The organism is Acidocella sp. (assembly GCF_013044125.1).
In the GTDB taxonomy this organism is placed as follows: domain Bacteria; phylum Pseudomonadota; class Alphaproteobacteria; order Acetobacterales; family Acetobacteraceae; genus Acidocella.
This window is the reverse complement of record NZ_JABEVC010000180.1, coordinates 1-20,010: the sequence shown is the minus strand read 5'-3', so window position 1 is coordinate 20,010 and position 20,010 is coordinate 1. Positions and strand designations below refer to the sequence as shown.

Here is a 20,010-nt window from a genome sequence, read left to right as displayed (position 1 = left end):
GCTCTGAGATCTACAGATGAGATGACTAAGATTAGTCCCAGCATGTTGAACCATTTTGTTTTTTTAATGATACGGCGCCCACCGAGAATGGAAGACCAGTGGTACAGGCCGCCCGCGGTGGGGTAGGCCGAGGCGATCTGCGCCATGGAGAGGCCGACGATGAGGGCGAAGGTGCAGCCCACGATCCAGCCGACAATGGCGGTGAGCCCGCCGCCGGTGGAGAAGCCGACCTGGAAGGAGGTGATGCCGCCGGCGAGAATGCAGATGATGGAGAACGATACGGCAAAATTTGAAAACCCGTGCATGCGCCTGGATAGTTCCTGCGCATACCCCATTTTGTGCAGGGTCGCGGCATCGGCCGCGAGAATTTGTTGTTCCGTCTGGTCCGCCATCTTTAACCCCCTCGGGTGGCTCACCCACCATTAATGATTGAGGCAGTCTAGGCAGAAGCCCCCACATTCTTCAAGCGAAACTTAACGCCCTGTCATTTAACGCGGGAGCTGGTGTGTTGCGCTGTCATTCTCGCGCCGCCAAAGCTGTGCTTATATCGGAAAAATAGAGGGAGGCACCCATGGCTGACGAACCGAAACTGACCCTGCCGGCGCTGCGCGAGATGAGCGAACGCGGCCAGATTGATACGATTATAATGGCCGCGCCGGATATGCAGGGCCGGCTACAGGGCAAGCGGGTGATGCCGAAATTCTTCTTCGACTCAGTGGCCGCCGAGGCTGCCGAGGGGTGCTCCTACCTGCTTGCCACCGACATCGAATGTGCGCCGGTTCCTGGGTACGATCTTACTTCCTGGGAAAAAGGCTATGGGGATTTCATCTTCGCGCCCGACCTCTCAACCCTGCGCCTTGCCCCCTGGCAGCCGGGGGCTGCGATTATTTTGTGCGACATCGAGCTGAAAGGCCACCGCCCGGCAGACGTCGCGCCGCGCACCATGCTGAAGAAGCAGCTGGAGCGCCTGGCGTCGCACGGGCTGAGCGCGTTTGCCGCCACCGAGCTTGAGTTCATTCTCTTCAAGAATACCTACGAGGATGCCTGGAACCGCGCCTATCGCGGGTTGACCCCGGCGAACCAGTATAACAACGATTATTCCATTCTCGGCACCGCGCGAGTGGAGACGGTGATCCGGGCGATTCGCAACGCGATGGAGGCGGCGGGAATCCAGGTTGAAAATTCCAAGGGCGAATGCAACCTCGGGCAGCATGAGATCAACTTCGCCTACAGCGATGCGGTGACCACCTGCGACGCGCATGTTATATATAAAGAAGCAGCCAAGGAGATCGCCGCGTCGATGGATCATGCCATCACCTTCATGGCCAAGTTCAACGAGCGTGAGGGCAACTCCTGCCATACGCATCTCTCCTTGCGCGACGGCAACGGCAAGGCGGTGTTCCTGGGCGAGGACGGGCATAGCCCCTCCAAGTTCTTCCTGCAGTTTCTGGCGGGTTTGCTGAAACATGCGCCGGAGCTGACATTCTTCTTCGCGCCCAACATCAACTCCTACAAACGCTTTGCCGCCGGCAGCTTCGCGCCTACCGCGCTGGCCTGGGGCATGGACAACCGCACCTGCGCGTTGCGTATCCTGGGGCACGGCAAATCACTGCGGGTGGAGAACCGGTTGCCGGGCGGCGATGTGAATCCGTATCTGGTGCTGGCCGCCATGCTCGCCGCCGGGCTGGACGGGGTGGAGAGCGACCTCCCGCCGGTGCCGATGTTTACAGGCAACGCCTACGTCTCCGGGTTGCCGCGCGTGCCCGGCACGCTGGCGGAGGCGGCGAAGCTGTTTGGCGAGAGCGAATTCAACAAGGCTGCCTTCGGCGCCGAGGTGGTGGCGCATTACGCCAATATGGCGAAGGTTGAGCTGGACGCGTTCAACGCGGCTGTTACCGACTGGGAACGTTTCCGGTCATTTGAGAGGATGTGAGATGACGATCGAATTACGCGGCACCTGGCGTATCCCGACTGAGATTCTGGCCGGGGCGGGGCGCATTGGCGAACTGCCGGGCCGGGTGAAGGCGCTTGGGCTCAAGCGTGTGCTGATTGTGACCGACCCAGGCGTTGCCGGGCTGCCGTTTTTCGCGGCCATCGTGGCGGGGCTGGAGGCGCAGGGCATTGCGCCGGCCGTGTTCCATGATGTGAACCCCAACCCGATTGCCGCCAACGTGGCGGCGGGGGCTGAGGTTTATAAGGCGCATGGGGCGGAGGCGGTGATCGCCGTCGGCGGCGGCTCGGGGCTGGATTGCGGCAAGACCATCGCGCTCGCGGTATCGACCTCGCGCCCGCTGTGGGATTTTGAGATCACACGGGCGGGGCCGGAGCTGGACCGCCCGCTGCCGCCGATTTTTGCGGTGCCGACCACGGCGGGGACTGGCTCCGAAGTGGGACGCGCCAGCGTGGTGACCGACACGAGCATTGGCCGCAAGCTGATTCTGCTGCACGCGCAGATGTTGCCGCGGCTGGTGATCCTGGACCCCGAACTGACCTTCGGGCTGCCCGCCAGCATCACCGCCTGGACCGGCATGGATGCGCTGGCGCACTGCCTGGAGGCTTATTACGGGCCGTTCTACCATCCCATCGCCGATGGCATCGCCATTCAGGGGATGCTGCTGGTGAAGGACAATCTCATCACCGCCGTGAACGAGCCGCGCAACGCGAATGCGCGCATGAACATGCTGGCCGCCGCCTCGATGGGGGCGACCGCGTTCCAGAAGGCGCTGGGGGCGATCCACTCGCTCAGCCACCCGATCGGCGCGCGCTTCCATGCGCATCACGGGCTGACCAACGCGGTGCTGATGCCTTATGTGCTGGCCTATAACCGGCCGGTGATCGAGGAGCGGATGGCGGTGCTGGCGCGCTGCCTCGGGCTTGAAGGTGGATTCGACGGGTTTATGGCCTGGGTGCTGGAATTGCGCGCGGCGCTGAAAATTCCGCACACCATCGTGGATTTGAAGGTGACGGAAGATGCGCTGGACGGGCTGGCGCAGGAAGCCTTCCTCGACCCCAACACGCCCGACAACCCCCGCCCCGCCACCGCCGCCGACATGAAGCGGATTCTCAACGCGGCGATGAAGGGTTCGCTGGAGGGGTTGGGCGCGTAACGGTTGCCGCGCCGGGCCAGGGGGTTGCCGCCCTTGGCCCGGGCTGCCTCAGAGTGCTTTTTGCATGATCACCACATCCAGCCAGCGGCCGAATTTATAGCCGACCTTGCGCATGGTGCCGGCGGGCTGGAAGCCCAGGCTCGCATGCACGCCGATGGAGGCGACGTTCTCGGAATCTCCGATCAGCGCCAGCATCTGCTTGAAGCCGGCCGCCGCGGCATGGGCCAGCAGCGCCGCCACAATGGCCTTGCCCACGCCCTGGCCATGCACATTTTCGCGAACATAGACGCTGTCCTCCACCGTGAAGCGGTAGGATTCGCGCGTGCGGAAGGGACCGTAATAACCGAAGCCCAGGCAGCCCGAGGCATCACGCGCCACCAGCCAGGCATGGCCGGCAGCGATTCCGGCGCGGTGGCGGGCCTGGAACTCCTCAAGCGAGGGCGGCGATTCCTCAAAAGTGCCGGTGCCGGCAAGGACATGATGCGCGTAGATTGACTGGATGTCCGGCAGGTCGGCTTCAACGGCGCTTACGATTTCCATGCGAGACCCTGATACACTGTTTAGAACCATTCCAGATTCGCAGATTCCCCGCGCATTGAATAGCGCCAGAGTGCTTGGCACATGGCATTTTAAGGAAATCACGCCTCAAAAACACAACCTTAATGATAGGCGGGCCGAATGGCGTTGTGCTCGCGCGTACAATTCGGGCATAAGCCGCGTACCTCCCCCTGGGTGACCGGGGTTAAGTCGCTGTCCAGAGAAGGTTGATGCCGCATGAACGATACACCGCGCGATCCGGGCAAGAGTTCCGCCACGGACCAGAGCGCGCCCAACCTGGACATGGCGGCGCTGATGGATGCCGAGATCAACGTGAGCCCGCTGGTGCAGGCGCGGCTGGCCGCGGTGATGAATGTGGCGCGTTACCATGGCGTTGAGTTGAACCCTGAAAACCTGCGGCTGCAGCCGGACCAGTCCGCGCCCTCCCCGCTGGTTCTGCTTGACTGGCTGAAGGACGCCGGGCTGTGGGCGCGCGGGGCGCCGATGACCTTCCGCCAGCTGATGCGCATTGAGGATGCCGCGCCGATCATCCTGCTGCTCGACGATGGTGGCGCGGCGCTGGTGACCGGGCGTGACCCGGAGAACCAGGTGTTGCTGCTGCGTGACCCGCGCGGGCGGGTGAGCGACCCGGCGGCGCCGGTGGATGAGCTGCGGCTGAAACAGCTTTGGAGCGGCGCCACCCTGCTCGTACGCGCCTCGCGCGAGGGCAGCGCGGACGACGAGGCTTTCAATTTTACCATGCTAGCCCGGCTGGTATGGTCGGACCGGGCGCTGCTGCGCGATATCGGCATCGCGTCGATCACCATTACCATCCTCAGCATCATCCCGATCTTCATGGTGATGCGGGTTATCAGCACGGTCATCCAGTATCATAGCTGGAACACGCTGGCGCTGGTGACGGTGCTGATCGTCCTTGCCACCGGCTTTGAGATGATCCTGACCTTCGGACGCAAGCTGCTGGAGGTGATGATCGCCACCAAGCTTGACGCGCGGCTCAACCTGCGGATTTTTGACCGGCTTGTGTCGTTGCCGATCGAGTTTTTTGAACGTGAGCAGGCAGGCGTGCTCACCTACAAGGTGCAGCAGATCTATCTGGTCCGCGAATTTCTGACCGGGCGGCTGATGAACACCTTCATCGATGTGTTCATGGTGGCGCTGCTGTTGCCGATCCTTTTCTATATGAGCGCCCCGATGGCCTGGACCGTGCTGATCGCCGCGGCGCTGATCGCGGTGATCATCGGCATCTTCCTGCGCCCGCTGGGGATCATGACCGGCAAGCTGATTGCCGCGGAATCGGCCAAGGGCTCGGTGCTGGTCGAGACCATTTACGGCATCCGCACGGTGAAGGCGCTGGCGCTGGAACCGACCCGGGCGGCTGACTGGGACCGCAAGGTTGCCACCTCGGCCAATCTGGGCATGGAGATGGGCCGGCTGGCGAACTGGCCGGCCATGCTGGTGATGCCCCTGCAGCGTTACAGCCAGTACGGGGTGATGATCTTTGGCACCTATATCGCCATGAACTCCAACAACCCGCTCGATATTGGCGCGCTCACCGGCTACATGCTGCTCGGCGGACGGGTGGCGGGGCCGCTGGTGAGCCTGGCGACGGTGATGCAGGACGTGCAAAAGGCGCAGGCCGCGATCGGGCAGGTTGGCTCGATCCTGAACCGGCCGAACGAGAAGCGCGCGCTGACCCACGGGCTGCGGCCGCGTTTTGAGGGCGCTGTTGAGTTCGACGATGTAACCTTCAGCTATGAAGGCTCCAAGACGCCCGCACTGGACAAGATGAGCTTCAAGATCCCGGCGGGAACCATGCTGGGGCTGGTGGGGCGCTCGGGCTCGGGGAAATCAACCGTCACGCGGCTGTTGCAGGGGATCAACCGCGACTATTCGGGCGCCATCAAGATCGACGGCACGGATATGCGCGAGATCAATCTACGGCATCTGCGCAAGAGTTTTGGCATGGTGCTGCAAGACAACTTCCTGTTCCGCGGCTCGGTGAAGGACAATATCATCGCCGGGCGGCCGGGGCTCTCCTTTGAGGACGCGGTGCGGGCCGCGCGGCTGGCCGGGGCGGAGGAATTCATCGAGCGCCTGCCGCATGGCTATGACACATTCATCCAGGAAGGCTCGCCCAACCTCTCGGGCGGGCAGAAGCAGCGCCTGGCGATTGCGCGCGCTGTGATCTCCGACCCGAAGGTGCTGATCCTCGATGAGGCGACCTCCGCCCTGGACCCCGAGAGCGAGGCGCTGGTGAACGCCAACATGCTGCGCATCGCGCAGGGACGGACCATGGTGATCGTCTCGCACCGGCTGTCCTCGCTGATTGATTGCGACCTCATCATGGTCCTGGATCGCGGCCGCACCATGGATATCGGCACGCATCACGAACTCGTGGAGCGTTGTGCCATCTATCGCCATTTGTGGCTGCAACAGAACCGCCATCTCGACCCACAAGGAAACGCTCATGCTGCTGCGCCTAAGCCGACTATTGCCTAAGGCGTTTGCTCCGGACCACGCCGTGGCCAAGGCCGAGACGCTGCCGCTGGCGGTGCTGGAATTTCAGTCGCCGACCGCGGCTGTCATCGCCACGCCGGTGCCGTTCGCGGGGCGCTATATCAACTGGTTCGTCAGCGCGCTTGTGCTCTCCGGACTCACCGCCTCGGGCGTGATGCCGGTTGACAAGCTCGTCACCTCGAGCGGCACGCTGGTCTCCGCCGATCCCGATACGGTCGTGCAGGCGTTTGCCGCTGATTCGACGGCCTCCATCCTCAAGAGCATCAACGTGCATGAGGGGCAGTTCGTCGCCAAGGGGCAGGTTCTGGCGACGCTGAACCCGACCTATGCCGAGGCCGATCTGACATCGCTGACCCAGCAGCAGCAAAGCTACGCCGCGCAGGTGGCGCAGTTGCAGGCCCAGGAAAACGGCCAGCCCTATTACGGCGACCCCAACAACCCGGCCGCCACCCTGGCGTTGCAGACCTATAACCAGCAGATCGGCCAGTATAACTCCACGGTGGAGTATTACGACCAGCAGATAAACCAGCTGCAGACCCAGATTAAAGGATATAACGAACAGGCGGCCTACTATCGCCAGCGGCTCGGCATTGCCACGAATGTGGAGGCCATGCGCAAGGATTTGCAGCAGTTGCAGGTGGGCAGCAAACTGGCCACTCTGGCCGCCACGGATGACCGGGTCGGCATGCAGGCGTCGCTCGAGAGCGCGCTTTCTTCCGCCAAGGCGGCGGAGAAGCAGATCGCCTCGGTAACAGCCCAGCGCGACAGCTCGATCCAGCAGTGGAAGGCCAATATCTCGCAGCAGCTGGCCACCGCGCTCAACAATCTGGCGCAGGCGCAGCAGGCGCTGGCCAAGGCGAAGCTGAACAACTCGCTGGTGGTGCTGACCGCGCCGCAGGATTCCATTGTGCAGTCGATTGCGCCTGTCTCGGTGGGCAGCCAGCTGCAAAGCGGGCAGAGCTTCATGGACCTGACCCCGGTGAACGCGCCGCTCAGCGTCGAGGTGGATATCGACGGGTCGCAATCGGGTTATGTCTCGGTTGGAGATCCGGTTGCCATCAAGCTCAACACGCTCCCGTATCTGCAATATGGCCAGATGTTCGGCACGGTGACCTCCATCAGCCCGCAGAGCATCAACCCGCTCGACCAGCAGGCCTATGGGGTGAACGGCGTGCCGTTGCCCAACGCCCCGCGTGATTTGTTCTACAGGGCGCAGATTTCGATCGACGTGCTGAACCTGCATAATGTTCCGCCGGGCTTCCACCTGATGCCGGGCATGCCGGTGGAGGCGGATGTGAAGGTTGGGCAGCGCACGATGCTGGCCTATTTCATGCGGCAGATACTGCCCGTGGTCTACCAGAGCATGCATGAGCCATAAGACGCCATGAGCATCAAAGAGGATATCGCGGACCGTATGGCCGCGCGCAAGCCGCAGAGCGCGCTCACGCGCGCGCATGCGCTGTATGCGGAGCGGAAATTTGAACGGGCTCTCAAACTGTTCAACGTCGCGGCGCAGGCGGGAATCGCGGAGGCCGAACGCGAAGTTGGCCGGCATTACCTGACGGGCGAAGGGGTTCGGCGCAATGCCGTGGAGGCGGCGCGCTGGTTTCTGCGCGCGGCGGAAAAAGGTGACATGGCGGCCAGCCGGAATCTGGCCGGGCTGTATATGTTCGGCATGCGCGAGGATGCCGCGGCGCTCACCGGGGCCTCGCTGTTCACGCAGGCGGCGGCTGCGGAATCTGAAAACCATGAGCCTGATTTCAGCACCGCCTTGCGCTGGGCGGTGCCCGCCGCCGAGGCTGGCGACACCGACGCGCAGTTGATGGCCGGGTTCATCTATTCCAACCCGAAATGGCCGCAGCGCGATGATGCCAAGGCCCTGCCCTGGTTTGAGAAAGCCGCGCAGGCGGGGGCGCCGCAGGGGCATCTGGGCCTCGGGATCACGCTATTGCGCCAGGCCGCGGGCGGCGCGCCTGAGGAAGCCGTCGCCCATATCCGCCGGGCGGCCGAGGCGGAGCTGCCCGCCGCGCATTATTACCTCGCGCTGCTCTATGACATGGGGATTAACCTGCCGGCCGACCCGGCGCTGGCAGCGCAACACTACGGGGTCGCCGCCAAGGCCAATCTCTCCAACGCACAGGCGAAATACGGCTACATGCTGTTCAACGGCATCGGCATCAAGGCTAACCAGGTTGAGGGAGAATCCTGGCTGCGCCGCGCCGGGTTGGCGGGGGATCCGGAGGCGGCGGCGCTGGTCGCCGAGATATACGCGCGCGGCGACGGCAAGCTGCCGCCCAACTACGCTGAAGCCGCCTCATGGTTCCGCACCGCTGCCGAATTGGGGCATCAGTACAGCGCCAGGGCGTTAGGGCTGCTCTACCTCACCGGCACCGGCGTGCCGCGCAACCCGGATGAAGCCGCCATCTGGTTCCGCCGCGCCGCCGAGGCGGGAGACGAGACCGCGAAGGCCGACCTTGCCTCGCTGCTGCTCAGCGGCCAGACCAGCCCGAAGCTGACCGAACCGGCGCCGGTGCATGAATGGTTTGAGCAGGCCGCCGAAGCGGGCGACCTGGTCGCCGCGTTCAACTACGCGGTTTGCCTGAGCCAGGGCGTGGGGGTGGAGCGTGACGACACGCGTGCCGCCAAATGGATGCGCCATGCGGCCGAGAGCGTGCTGAACGCCCAATACTGGTACGGCATTATGCTCGCGGAAGGCCGGGGGGTGGACGCCAACCCGCAAGAGGCACGTGCCTGGCTACAGAAATGCGCCGATGCCGAGTTGCCGGACGGGCTGATCGCCCTGGCGGATTTGTGCCTGAAGGGTGCCGGCGGGCCGCGCGACCACGAGGCCGGGCGGCAATTGTATGAACGCGCCGCCAACCGGGGCGATGCCAGAGGCATGTTCGCGCTGGGCGCCATGTATGGCGGCGGGCATGATATTCCTACCGACCGGGCGCGTGCGCTCGCCTGTTACCGCGCCGCGGCCGGGCGCGGGCATCCGCTGGCCTGCCTCATGCTGGGCCGCTATCTGGCGCGGGGCATCGCCACCGAGGTTGATCTGGACGAAGCCCGGCACTGGTTCACCCAGGCGCTGAACGGCGGCATTGCCGAGGCGCAACACGACCTTGACGCGCTGACGCCGCCGGCCAGTGAAGCGGCGCCGGAAGCCAGCGCTGAAGTTGAAGCTGAAGTTGAAGCTGAAGTTGAAGCTGAAGCCTCCGCCACGGAGTGACGCGGCGGCGGCGGCGTGGAAGCGCGGCCTGGATGAGGCCAGCATCCCCTGGCTGGAACGCGCCGCCCGGCTGGCGCCGGGTGACCCGCGCATCACGCTTGACCTTGCCCGGCTCCGCCTGAGCGGCGGCGCGAGGGATATTGCCGCCGCCGCGGGGGATTTTGAGGCGGTCGCGCAGCGTTACGACAGCGCCACGGCCTGGCTGGGGTTAGCCATGGCCAAACGCAGGCTTGGCGACCCGCCCGGCGCGGCGGCGGCGCTGAATTGCCTGCTGGCGCGCCATTGCCTGCCCGATGAACCAGGATTTGCCGCCCTCGCCGGGCAGATTGCCGCCGCCGCCGGGTATGATGGTTTTTGCGGGCTGGACACGCGGGGCGAGACGCGCGGACAGGGCAAGGGCCGGTTGCTCGGCGCGCCGCTGGACCGGGCGGCGCTTATGCGCGTTGAAGGGTTGGTGGCGCTGACTGGTGATGGGGGAATAAGCGGCTGGGCCTGCCGCCCGGCCGCGCCGGAGTCGCCGCCGCGACTCACATTGCGCGACGCCGCCGGGCATCGCCGCACGGTAAAGTTTGGCAAAATTCTGCCCGCCGACGACGGCGTGCCGCTGCTGCCCCGCCATGGCTTTAAAATCGCCCCGCGCGCGCTGGCGGGGCTGACCCCGCCCTTTACGCTAAGCGGCCCGGATGGGCGGCATATCGCGGGCAGCCCGCTGGATCCCGAGGCGCTCGCCGCCATTGCGCCCCGTCCGGCGGCACAGCGCGGCCGGGGGCGCGCCCGCCTGCCCGCGCGCCGGGAGATCAGCGCGGTGATCCCGGCCTATCGCGGGCTGGAGGAGACCAAAGCCTGCCTGGAGAGCGTGTTCGCCGTGGCGGGACTTGCGCGGGTCATCGTGGTGGATGACGCCACGCCCGAGCCAGAACTGGCCGCCTGGCTGGATGGGCTGGTGGCGGCGGGGCGCATTGTTTTATGCCGCCACGAAACCAACCAGGGCTTTCCCGCCGCGGTGAACACCGGGCTGACAGCCGCCGCCGGGGATGACGTGCTGCTGCTCAATAGCGACATTCTGCTCCCCCCGGGTGCGGTGAAAACAATGCGCGCGGTGGCCTATGCCGATGCCGCCACCGGCTCGGTGACACCGTTTGCCAACGAGGCGTCAATTTTAAGCTACCCGGCCCCCGGCGGCGGCAACCCGATGCCCAGCCTCGCGGACGCGGTGACGCTGGACGCGCTGGCGCGCCGCAGCAACGGGCACGCCAGCCTGGAGATCCCCACCGGGGTCGGGTTCTGCATGTATCTGCGGCACGACTGCCTGCGGGCCGTGGGCGGGTTGCGGCCCGGGATTTTCGCGCAGGGCTATGGCGAGGAAAATGACTGGTGCCTGCGCGCGCGCCACAAAGGGTTCAGGCACCAGGCCGCGCTGGGAGCGTATGTAGGGCATGCGGGCGGGGTTTCCTTCCGCGCCGCCGCGCAGGGGCTGACGCTACGCAATCTTGGCATATTGGAGCGGCTGTATCCGGGATATCATGATCTGGTGACGGGTTTCATCGCCGCCGATCCGCTGCGCCCGGCGCGGGCAAAGCTGGATGCCGCCCGGCTGCGCGCGGATGCGGGGCGCGAGAGCGTGCTGCTGATCTCCCATAGCCATGGCGGGGGCGTTGCCCGGCAGGTGGAGGCCGATATGGCGGCGCGGCGCGCGCAAGGTCTGCGCCCGTTGCTGCTGCTCACGCAATTTCCCGATGATCCGCTGAGCACGCCCTATCCCTGGCCCACGCTGCTGAGCGAGGGCAGCCCGAAGGATACGCCCAATCTCGCCTACGCCCTGCCGCGAGAGCGCCCGGCGCTGCGGCGCCTGCTCAAAAATCTGGGCGTGCAAAGGGTTATTCTGCACCACACGCTTGGGCACCACCCGGGCGTGCGCACGCTGGCCAAGGCGCTGGGTGTACCGCAGGAGATCGTGGTCCATGATTACGCCAGCTTCTGCCCGCGCGTGAACCTGCTCACCCGCCCGGAGCCCGATGCCCAGCCGCGTTATTGCGGCGAACCGGACGTGCGCGGCTGCATCGCCTGCTGCGCGCGTGACCCCACCGGCATTTACGAGGCGCTCAGCGTCCCTGCCCTGCTGAAGCGCTCGGCCGCCGAATTCGCGGGGGCGGCGCGGATCACGGTCCCCTCCCCAGATGCCGCGAAGCGGATCGCGCGGCATTTTCCCGGCGTCGTGGCGCGAGTCGTCCCCTGGGAGGATGACTCCCTGCCTGCCCGGCCGCGCCCGCCCGGCACCGGGGCGCGGCGCATCATCGTGATTGGCGGCATAGGCCCGGCCAAAGGCTTTGAACTACTGACAGCCTGCGCCGAAGATGCGGCGGCGCGGGGCCTGGCGCTGGAATTCATCGTCGCGGGGGGCAGCGCCGATGACGAGCGGCTGCTCGCCACGGGGCGCATTTTCGTCACCGGGCATTACCAGGAGGGCGAGGCGCAAAGCCTGATCGCCGGATTTGCGCCGGACCTCGCATTTTTACCCTCGATCTGGCCGGAAACCTGGTGTTTCGCGCTCGGGGAAGCCTGGCGCGCCGGACTCTACGCCGTGACGTTCGACCTTGGCGCCCAGGCCGAACGCCTGCGCGCGAGCGGGCGGGGCCTGACTTTGCCGCTTGGCCTGCCGGTGCAACGGATTAATGATATTTTGCTGAACTGGATGCCAACCCACGGATAATGGCGCTTTTTTTAAATCGAAAGTGACATCTTATGGCTATACTGCGCTAGAAACGACAGGTATTTAAGCTCTTATTACAACGGCTGCAGATTTAAGGACTTTAGATGGCTCAGGTAAAACAAGCACAAAAACCCGTAGAATCTTCGCCGCAACCGACCGCGGAACCTGCTGCCGGCAATAACCAGACAACTGTACAGGAGCTCAAGGTTTCAGGGCATCTGATGACCTTGCCCGCGGGGTTGTTTTGTATCGTTAATGAGGCAAATCCCGCCGCCAGCCAGAACAACGGCATGCCCGGCGTGCGCATCTCGCCGCCGCCAGCCGGGGGGCAGGATGTGGAAATCTCGGGCTTTCGCGCTGATGGCTGGATGAACGCCGGCGGCGATGCGGCCCTGGTGCGCATCCGCAAGGGACCGGCGCAGGTGCTTGTGACCGTGTATCAACTGCCCAACATGCCTGATGCGGCACCCAAACTACAGGTGCGCCAGCTGCTCACCGCCGCCGACATGCCGGTGGCCCCCGCCAATGCCCCCGCCGCCGCACCGGCGCCCGCCGCGGCGGCCGCGGCGGCCGCGCCTGAGGTCATGGACATGATGGCCCATATTCAGACGCGCGGCGATGTCGGCGCGAAGTTTGGCACATGGCTGGGCGAGCGTGGCAGCCAAAACTGGATCGAGGGGTTTGCGCTCAATGCGCCGGAAGGGATCAACCCGGCGGATCTATCATACCAGGCCGTGCTTGGCCGCGGCTGGCTCTCCCCCTGGGTGGAAGCCGGGCAGTATTGCGGCTCGCGCGGGATGGCCCTGCCGCTGCTCGGCCTGCGCATCCGCCTGAGCGGCGAGGCTGCGGAGAATTATGAGGTGAGCTGCTCAGCCAGCTTCGTCGGCGGCACCAGTGCGGGGCCTTCCGGCAATGATGAAACCTGCGAGGGCGATACCCTGGCGCCGCTGGAGGCTTTCCAGATTACCCTGACCCCGCGCACCCGCCGGGGGGGCAAGACAAAACGCTGACCGCACCGTGAACTTTCTCTTCGTCCATCAGAATTTTCCTGGCCAGTATCTGCACCTCGTGCGCAGCCTGATCGCCGATAACGAGGCATGTGAGGGCACGCACCAGATTCTGTTCATGACTGAACCGAATCTCAACAACATGACGGGGGTACGCAAGGTCACGTATTCAAAGCCCCCAGCCATTTCTGCCAGCGTGCATCTGGATGCGCGCGAGTTCGAGATGGCGACCCGCCGGGGGCAGGCGGCTTATCAAGGAGCGTTGCAGATCAAGGCGCTCGGCTTCAAGCCGGATATCATCATCGGCCATCACGGCTGGGGGGAAATGCTCAACCTGGTGGATGTGTTCCCCGGCGTGCCGATCCTTGGCTATTTTGAATTCTACTACCGCATCCTTGGCACGGATGTGAATTTCGATCCGGAATTCCCGATGGCGGAGGCACGGTTTTCAGCCGTGCGCGGCAAAAACGCCGTGAACCTGCTGGCGCTCGCGCTGGAGCAGTACGGCCAGGCGCCGACACGCTGGCAGCTTGGCACCTATCCTGAATGGGCGCGCAAGCAGATTCGCCTGATCGAGGAGGGTGTTAATCTCGACATCTGCAAGGCCAACCCGGCGTTGCGCAAAAAAACCGTTACGGTTGGCACGCTGAGCGTGACGCCGAAGCAAAAGCTCATTACCTATGTCGCGCGCAATCTGGAGCCCTATCGCGGCTTCCATACTTTCATGCGCGCGTTGCCGGCTATTTTGGCGGCGCGGCCGGATGTGGTGGTTTCCATCGTGGGTGGCGATGATATCAGCTATGGCGCGCCAGCACCGGCGGGCACCTGGCGCGAGGTGATGATGCGCGAACTGGGCGAAAACATAGACCTTAGCCGCGTGCATTTCATGGGCAAGGTGCCCTACGAGGACCATCTGACGCTGTTGCAGCGCTCGGACGCGCATGTGTATCTGTCTTATCCGTTCGTGGCATCATGGTCGTTGCGCGAGGCGATGGCGGTGGGTTGCGTCGTGGTGGGCGGCGATACCGAGACGGTGACCGAATTTGTGAAGCACGAGGAAAACGGACTGGTGGTGCCCACGCGGGACCATGGCGCTCTGGCCGCGACAGTGCTGCATATTTTGCAGGACGCCAAAAAAGCCGGGCGATTGCGGGCGGGGGCGCGGGCCTTTGCGGAAAAACACCTCGACATGAAGGATTATCTCACGCGCTACCGCGCGTATATCGAGGAGATCACCGGCAAGACGCTGCTGGCCCCGCAAGCGAAGACGGAGAAAGCCGTGAAAACCGCAAGGACGGGCAAGACGGCAAAAGCCGTGAAGAAATAATTCTTCCGGCACCAAGTGTCATTCCCGGCGGCGCTTGGTATAAGGCGGGCATGTCAACAAATCCCGCCTGCCCGCAATGCTCCATGGAAAACACCTATCCGGACGGCGCGAATTACGTTTGCGCCGACTGCGGCTATGAATGGCCAATGCAAGAGGCTGCCGGAACGGATGCCAGCGCCGATGCCGGCGATGTGGTGAAGGATTCCAACGGCAACGTCCTGGCCGATGGTGATTCCGTGGTGCTGATCAAGGATTTGAAGGTGAAGGGTTCCTCCACCACACTGAAGGTCGGCACCAAGGTGAAGAGCATCCGGCTTGTGGGCGGGGACCATGAGGTGGACTGCAAGATGGATGCCGGCAATTTCATGCTGAAAGCCTGCTACCTGCGCAAGGTGTGAGACGGCAGGGGCACGCGGCCCCTGCCCTGCCCGCATCAGGAATGCGTGAAATGCGCCGGGCGCTTCTCGATGAAGGCGGCCATGCCTTCCTTCTGGTCGTTGGTGGCAAATTGCGAATGGAACAGGCGGCGCTCGAAAAAGATGCCTTCACGCAACGAAGATTCAAACGCGCGCGAAACGGTTTCCTTGGTCATCATCGCGATCGGTTTTGACATGGATGCAATGGTGCCGGCGGTCTTCAGCGCCTCTTCCAGGAGTTGATCCGCAGGAATGATGCGCGCCACGAGGCCGGCGCGCTCGGCTTCCTCGGCGCCCATCATGCGCCCGGTGAGGCACATTTCCATCGCCTTGGCCTTGCCGACAGCGCGGGTGAGCCGCTGCGAACCGCCCATGCCGGGCATGATGCCGAGCTTGATCTCGGGCTGGCCGAATTTTGCGGTGTCGGCCGCCAGCAGAATGTCGCACATCATCGCCAACTCGCAGCCGCCGCCCAGCGCGAAGCCCGCGACCGCCGCGATGAGCGGGGTGCGCAACGCGCTCAACCTGTCCCAGGTGGAGAAGAAATCACTCAAATAGGCTTCCATATAGGTTTTGTTCTGCATTTCCTTGATGTCCGCCCCGGCGGCGAAGGCCTTGGCCGAGCCGGTGATGAGGATGGCGCCGGTCTCGTGCGAGCGGTCAAACGCCTCGGCGGCGGTGACCAACTCGTTCATCAGCTGGCTGTTCAGCGCGTTCAACGCCTGGGGGCGGTTCAGCGTGATCTGGCCGACGCGGCCCTTCTGTTCGACGATGATGGTCTCATAGCTCATGGTGAGGCTCCTTCCTGAAGCTTGGTTTTTAGGAAAATCTCGGCGCGTTGCAGATCCTGCGCGGTAGTGATCTTGAAATTGTCTTCCGAGCCCAGGACCATTTCAACCGGCATGCCCAGATGCTCGGCGATCATGCAATCATCGGTGAACTCGATCCCCAGCCCTTGCACCTGGCGGTGCGCCTTGAGGATGGCGGCAAAGCCAAAGCCCTGGGGCGTTTGCGCGCGGTAGAGATTGGCCCGGTCCACCGTGGCGGTGACGCGGCCGTTTTCAACGCGCTTGAGTGTATCGGCCAGGGGTACGCCAGCCAGCGCGCAGGGGGAGTGCTGCAGCGCATCCAGCACGGCGGAAATGGTGGCATGGGTGATAAAGGGGCGCACCGCGTCGTGGATCAACACATTCGCGGGGTTCAGCGCGGCGACCCCCTCCAGCCCCAGGCGCACCGAATCCTGCCGCGCGGCGCCGCCCAACAGCGGCGGGAGGATGCTCAGCCCAGCGGTGGCGGCGGTGTAGAGCGCCGTATCGTCGGGGTGGATGAGCACCTGCACGGCGCCGATACGCGGATGCGCGGCCAGGGCCTGAATGGTGTGGCGCAGGATGGGCTGCCCGGCCAGCGGCAGATATTGCTTGGGCAGTGGCCCGCCAAGGCGGTAACCACGGCCGGCGGCGACGATGATCGCGATGTTCATGCTTGTCCCTGCGGCGAAATGAGCGGAAAATCCACCCCCGATAAGCACGCGGCGGAAAACAGTTCAACGATGCGGAGGCGGGGGTGCGGGCAAAACTCTACGGGCACCGCGGAGCGCGGGGCGAGCGGCCGGAAAACACGCTGGAGGGCTTTGCTTACGCGCGGGCGCTCGGCCTCGCCGGGATCGAGACCGACATCGCCATGACCGCGGATTTTGTGCCGGTGCTGCATCATGACGCCGCGCTGGCGTGCGGCGGGCTGATAAAGGATTTGAACGCCGCCGATCTGCCGGGGTTTATCCCCACATTGGCGCAGGCCCTGCGCGCGGTGCCCGGCGTGGAATGGCTGCTGGAGGTGAAAACATTTCCCGACCAGCCCGGCTTGTCGCACACCCCGGCGCTGATGGTGGAGAAAATCCTGCCCGTGCTGGAGGGGCTGCCCCTGGAGCGGGTGCGCATACTGGCGTTCGACTGGACGGTGCTCCGCGCGGTGGCGGCGCGCGCGCCGGATTTGCCGCGCGTGTGCCTGACGGCGCCCGGCACGGCGGCGGCGCGCGAACTCTGGTGGGGGAATGGGTTCAGCGGCATGACGCTCCCGCACGCGGTGGCGGCCAGCGGCGCCTGGGGCTGGGCCGGATTGCACGAGGCCATGGAGGCTTCGCAGATTGCCGAAGCCCGGGCGCTGAATTTGCAGCTGTTTGCCTGGACGGTGAACACGGGGCAGGATTTCCACCGCCTCTCGCCGCTGGTTGACGGGATTATCACCGATTATCCGTCGCGGTTTGTTTGAGATAACTGCCGCCCCCTTTTATAGGGTGGGGGGGTATGTTATCAGACAGCATGACCCATACCGTGCGCGGCAAACAAAAACTCCTGGCGCGCGTGCGCAGGATCAAAGGCCAGGTTGAGGCCATAGAACGCACGCTGGAGGCCGAGGCCGGCTGCGAGCAGGTGATGCATCTGATCGCGGCAGTGCGCGGGGCCATCGCCGGGCTGATGGCCGAGGTGGTGGAGGAGCATGTGCTGACACATCTGGTTGACCCTGAAAAACACCCCGGCGCACTGAACACCGAAGGCGCTGAGCAATTGCTCGGCGTGATCCGAACCTATCTGAAATGAGATTGCCATGACCGAGAGCCGCCCGAACGCCGCCGTCCATGACCATGTGTTTCTTGGCGGCACCCATGCACAGAACGAGCGCCGCACATGGATTGTGATCTGGCTCTGCGCCGCCATGATGGTGCTGGAGATCGCGGGCGGGTGGTGGTTCGGCTCAATCGCGCTGGTGGCTGACGGGTTGCACATGAGCACCCATGCGGGCGCCCTGTTGCTGGCGGCCCTGGCCTACACCTTTGCCCGCAAGCATGCGCATGACCCGCGATTTTCGTTTGGTACCGGCAAATTCGGCGATCTTGCCGGGTTCACCTCCGCGATCATCCTCGGCATGATCGCGCTGTTGATCGGCTTTGAGGCCGTGCGCCGGTTTTTCGCGCCGGTGCCGATTCATTTTAATCAGGCGATCCCGATTGCCGTGCTGGGGCTGGTTGTAAACGTGGTCAGCGCCTGGCTGCTGAGCGGGGGGCACGGCCATGGACATGATCATGGGCACGGCCATGAGCATGACCACGGGCATGACCACGGGCACGGGCATGACGAAGTGCGCCGCCTGGATACGCAAAACGGCTCGCTGAGTCTGGAGATTTTCGAGGAGGGTGTGCCGCCTTGCTTCCGGCTGTATGCCGGCACGGCCCCCCTGCCCGCGAGCGCGCGGATCGAGATTCTGCGCCCCGATGGCCGCACCGAAACCTTCACCATGCTCTCGCGCGGCGGCTATCTGGAGTCAGCCGGGGAGATTCCCGAGCCGCATGAATTCAGCGCCACCGCGCATATCAATGGCGAGAGCCACACGGTCATCTATGCCGAACACCAGCATGCGCATGAGAAAACCGGGCGCGACAACAACATGCGCGCGGCCCTTGTGCATGTGATGGCTGATGCCGCCGTCTCGGTGCTGGTGATCATCGGCCTGTTCACGGCGAAGCTGTTTGGCCTGATGTGGATGGACCCGCTGGCCGGTATCGTCGGCGCCTGCGTCATCGCGAGCTGGGCGGTGGGGCTGGTGCGCGACACGGGGGGCATTCTGCTCGACATGAACCCCGATCAGGACATGGCGCAAACCATGCGCCAGACCATCGAGGAGGGCGGCGACGAGTTGGCCGACCTGCACCTCTGGCGCCTGGGGCCTGGCCATCTGGGCGCCATTGTGGCGGTGACCACCAGCCAGGGCCGCGATGCGGAATATTACCGCCTCCGCCTGCAGCGTTTCCGCGCGCTCTCGCACCTCACTGTTGAGGTGCGGCAGGCGCTTTAGTTTTTGTTCGCCACCAGGGTGAAATTAACCCCGGCGTTGAGCGCCACCCAGTCGCCGGTGGCCCAACTGCCCTGGCCGACGCCGTAATCGGTACGCTTGAGCGTGATCTGGCCCTTGGCCAAGGCCTGATTGCCGGTGACAACCAGAGAGAACGGCAGGGTGAGCTTCTGGCTGATGCCGCGAATCGTGAGCGTGCCGGTGGTCTGGTAGTTGCTTCCGCCCTCGGGCGTGAAGCCCGTAGCCTCGAACACCGCCTGGGGGAAGGCTTTCGCGTCTAACCAGTCAGCGCCGGGGAGCGCTTCGTCGCGCTGGGTGTCGCCGGTTTTGGCGCTGGATGTGGCGATGGTGATTTTTATATGGGCTGATTGGGGGGTTGCGGGATCATAGCTGATCTGCGCGCTCCATTGCCCGAATGTGCCTTGGAAGGGCGTGCCAGTCTGCACGCCGGAGAAGCCCAGCGTGCTTTGCGCGGGCACCATCGCCCAGTTGGCGGCAAGCGCCGGGGAGCAGGCGAGCGCGAACAGCGCCAGCCCGGAGAAGAGGCGTTTCATTTTAGAAATCCTTGGTTAAAGGAAGGGAAGCATCCGGCGCAGAATGCCGTCGCGCAGGAGGAAATGGTGGCGCAGGGCGGCGGCGGCGTGCAGGCCGAGCAGGCCCATGAGCACGAATGCCAACCGCGTATGCACGAAGGTGGCGATGGCGTCAGCCAGCTTGTTGCCCGCGAAGCCGGCGAGACCGGGAAAATCCGGCCAGGGCACCAGGCGGAAAAGGACGGTGGGAATATGATACGGCGAGACGGTAACCTCCGCCCAGCCGGTGAGCGGGAGGGCGAACATCAGCGCATAAAGCAGCCAATGCGTGGCTTGCGCGGCGAAACGCTCCAGCACGGGCATGGTGGCCGGCAGGGCGGGCGGGCGATTGGCCAGACGCCAGGCGGCACGCAGAAAAACCGCCAGCAGCACCGTAAGGCCAATGGATTTATGCAGCTGGTAGAGCTGGAATTTGAGCCCGATGGGGATGGCCAGATGCGTCATGGCGAGGCCCATGACGATCTGCACCAGGATGCCCAGCGCGATCACCCAATGCAGGATGATCGCGACTGTGTGGTAGCGTGTTGGCGCCACAGGATTATTTGACGAAAGCCGCGCTGATGATGAGCGTGACATCATCGCCGATCAGCGGGATGTAGGTTTTCTGGTTGAAGTCGCTGCGCTTGATATGGCCGGTGGCGTTGAAGCCCACGGTGTATTGCTTGCTCAGCATGTTCACGCCCGAGGCGTTGAAGGT

18 protein-coding genes are annotated in these 20,010 nt (G+C 64.3%); 12 read left to right on the top strand and 6 right to left on the bottom strand.

All coding sequences use genetic code 11. The features are described from left to right. A partial coding sequence (locus HKL97_RS11030; RefSeq protein ID WP_291425280.1) for an amino acid permease occupies positions 1 to 392 on the bottom strand: 392 nt, incomplete at its 3' end. Positions 393 to 571: 179 nt separating this feature from the next. On the opposite strand from HKL97_RS11030, the gene HKL97_RS11025 reads away from it, so the two are divergent. Both HKL97_RS11025 and HKL97_RS11020 read left to right on the top strand, forming a co-directional pair. Further along, the gene (locus HKL97_RS11025; RefSeq protein WP_291425279.1) at positions 572 to 1,933 is read left to right on the top strand and encodes a glutamine synthetase family protein; all 1,362 of its coding nucleotides are present in this window, start codon (positions 572 to 574) and stop codon (positions 1,931 to 1,933) included. 1 nt (position 1,934) lies between these two features. Beyond that, positions 1,935 to 3,107, top strand: a complete 1,173-nt coding sequence (locus HKL97_RS11020) for an iron-containing alcohol dehydrogenase (protein WP_291425277.1) — start codon at positions 1,935 to 1,937, stop codon at positions 3,105 to 3,107. 48 nt (positions 3,108 to 3,155) lie between these two features. Here the strand turns inward: HKL97_RS11020 and HKL97_RS11015 are convergent, their stop codons facing one another. After that, a complete protein-coding gene (locus tag HKL97_RS11015) occupies positions 3,156 to 3,647 on the bottom strand; it encodes a GNAT family N-acetyltransferase (RefSeq protein WP_291425275.1) in 492 nt (163 codons plus the stop codon). 366 nt (positions 3,648 to 4,013) lie between these two features. Between HKL97_RS11015 and HKL97_RS11010 the strand changes: the two genes are divergently transcribed. From HKL97_RS11010 to HKL97_RS10980, 7 genes are all read left to right on the top strand, one after another. Beyond that, on the top strand, positions 4,014 to 6,164 hold the full coding sequence (locus HKL97_RS11010; RefSeq protein WP_291425282.1) for a peptidase domain-containing ABC transporter: 2,151 nt from the start codon (positions 4,014 to 4,016) through the stop codon (positions 6,162 to 6,164). Then, on the top strand, positions 6,133 to 7,560 hold the full coding sequence (locus HKL97_RS11005; protein ID WP_291425273.1) for an HlyD family type I secretion periplasmic adaptor subunit: 1,428 nt from the start codon (positions 6,133 to 6,135) through the stop codon (positions 7,558 to 7,560). Before HKL97_RS11010 ends, HKL97_RS11005 begins: the two co-directional genes overlap by 32 nt. A gap of 6 nt (positions 7,561 to 7,566) precedes the next feature. Then, positions 7,567 to 9,414: a tetratricopeptide repeat protein gene (locus HKL97_RS11000; RefSeq protein WP_291425271.1), complete on the top strand. Its 1,848-nt coding sequence runs from the start codon at positions 7,567 to 7,569 to the stop codon at positions 9,412 to 9,414. Further along, positions 9,332 to 12,124, top strand: a complete 2,793-nt coding sequence (locus tag HKL97_RS10995) for a glycosyltransferase (RefSeq protein ID WP_291425268.1) — start codon at positions 9,332 to 9,334, stop codon at positions 12,122 to 12,124. Before HKL97_RS11000 ends, HKL97_RS10995 begins: the two co-directional genes overlap by 83 nt. Positions 12,125 to 12,345: 221 nt before the next feature. Further along, positions 12,346 to 13,134 (top strand): hypothetical protein, encoded by a 789-nt coding sequence (locus HKL97_RS10990; RefSeq protein ID WP_291425266.1) that lies wholly within the window; start codon positions 12,346 to 12,348, stop codon positions 13,132 to 13,134. A gap of 7 nt (positions 13,135 to 13,141) precedes the next feature. Further along, entirely contained in the window at positions 13,142 to 14,458 is a 1,317-nt protein-coding gene (locus HKL97_RS10985; protein ID WP_291425264.1) for a glycosyltransferase, read from the top strand. Positions 14,459 to 14,508: 50 nt separating this feature from the next. After that, the gene (locus HKL97_RS10980; protein WP_291425262.1) at positions 14,509 to 14,856 is read left to right on the top strand and encodes a zinc ribbon domain-containing protein YjdM; all 348 of its coding nucleotides are present in this window, start codon (positions 14,509 to 14,511) and stop codon (positions 14,854 to 14,856) included. Between the two features lie 35 nt (positions 14,857 to 14,891). On the opposite strand, the gene HKL97_RS10975 is transcribed toward HKL97_RS10980, so the two are convergent. Both HKL97_RS10975 and ispD read right to left on the bottom strand, forming a co-directional pair. Beyond that, positions 14,892 to 15,665 carry an enoyl-CoA hydratase gene (locus tag HKL97_RS10975; protein WP_291425260.1) on the bottom strand — a complete coding sequence of 258 codons (774 nt, stop codon included), beginning with the start codon at positions 15,663 to 15,665 and terminating at the stop codon, positions 14,892 to 14,894. Further along, complete coding sequence (gene ispD / locus HKL97_RS10970) at positions 15,662 to 16,354, bottom strand: 2-C-methyl-D-erythritol 4-phosphate cytidylyltransferase (RefSeq protein ID WP_291425258.1); 693 nt, start codon at positions 16,352 to 16,354, stop codon at positions 15,662 to 15,664. The genes HKL97_RS10975 and ispD overlap by 4 nt, the downstream gene beginning before the upstream one ends. 83 nt (positions 16,355 to 16,437) lie before the next feature. Here ispD and HKL97_RS10965 point away from each other — a divergent pair, with 83 nt between their 5' ends. The 3 genes from HKL97_RS10965 to dmeF are packed head-to-tail and all read left to right on the top strand — an operon-like array spanning position 16,438 to position 18,723. After that, a complete protein-coding gene (locus tag HKL97_RS10965; RefSeq protein ID WP_291425255.1) occupies positions 16,438 to 17,142 on the top strand; it encodes a glycerophosphodiester phosphodiesterase family protein in 705 nt (234 codons plus the stop codon). Positions 17,143 to 17,192: 50 nt separating this feature from the next. Next, positions 17,193 to 17,471, top strand: a complete 279-nt coding sequence (locus tag HKL97_RS10960) for a metal/formaldehyde-sensitive transcriptional repressor (RefSeq protein ID WP_291425281.1) — start codon at positions 17,193 to 17,195, stop codon at positions 17,469 to 17,471. 7 nt (positions 17,472 to 17,478) lie between these two features. Continuing rightward, a complete protein-coding gene (gene dmeF, locus HKL97_RS10955; protein WP_291425253.1) occupies positions 17,479 to 18,723 on the top strand; it encodes a CDF family Co(II)/Ni(II) efflux transporter DmeF in 1,245 nt (414 codons plus the stop codon). On the opposite strand, the gene HKL97_RS10950 is transcribed toward dmeF, so the two are convergent. Further along, positions 18,720 to 19,274: a YceI family protein gene (locus HKL97_RS10950; RefSeq protein WP_291425251.1), complete on the bottom strand. Its 555-nt coding sequence runs from the start codon at positions 19,272 to 19,274 to the stop codon at positions 18,720 to 18,722. The genes dmeF and HKL97_RS10950 overlap by 4 nt on opposite strands. A gap of 15 nt (positions 19,275 to 19,289) precedes the next feature. Further along, on the bottom strand, positions 19,290 to 19,847 hold the full coding sequence (locus HKL97_RS10945; protein ID WP_291425249.1) for a cytochrome b: 558 nt from the start codon (positions 19,845 to 19,847) through the stop codon (positions 19,290 to 19,292). Between the last annotated feature and the right edge of the window lie 163 nt (positions 19,848 to 20,010).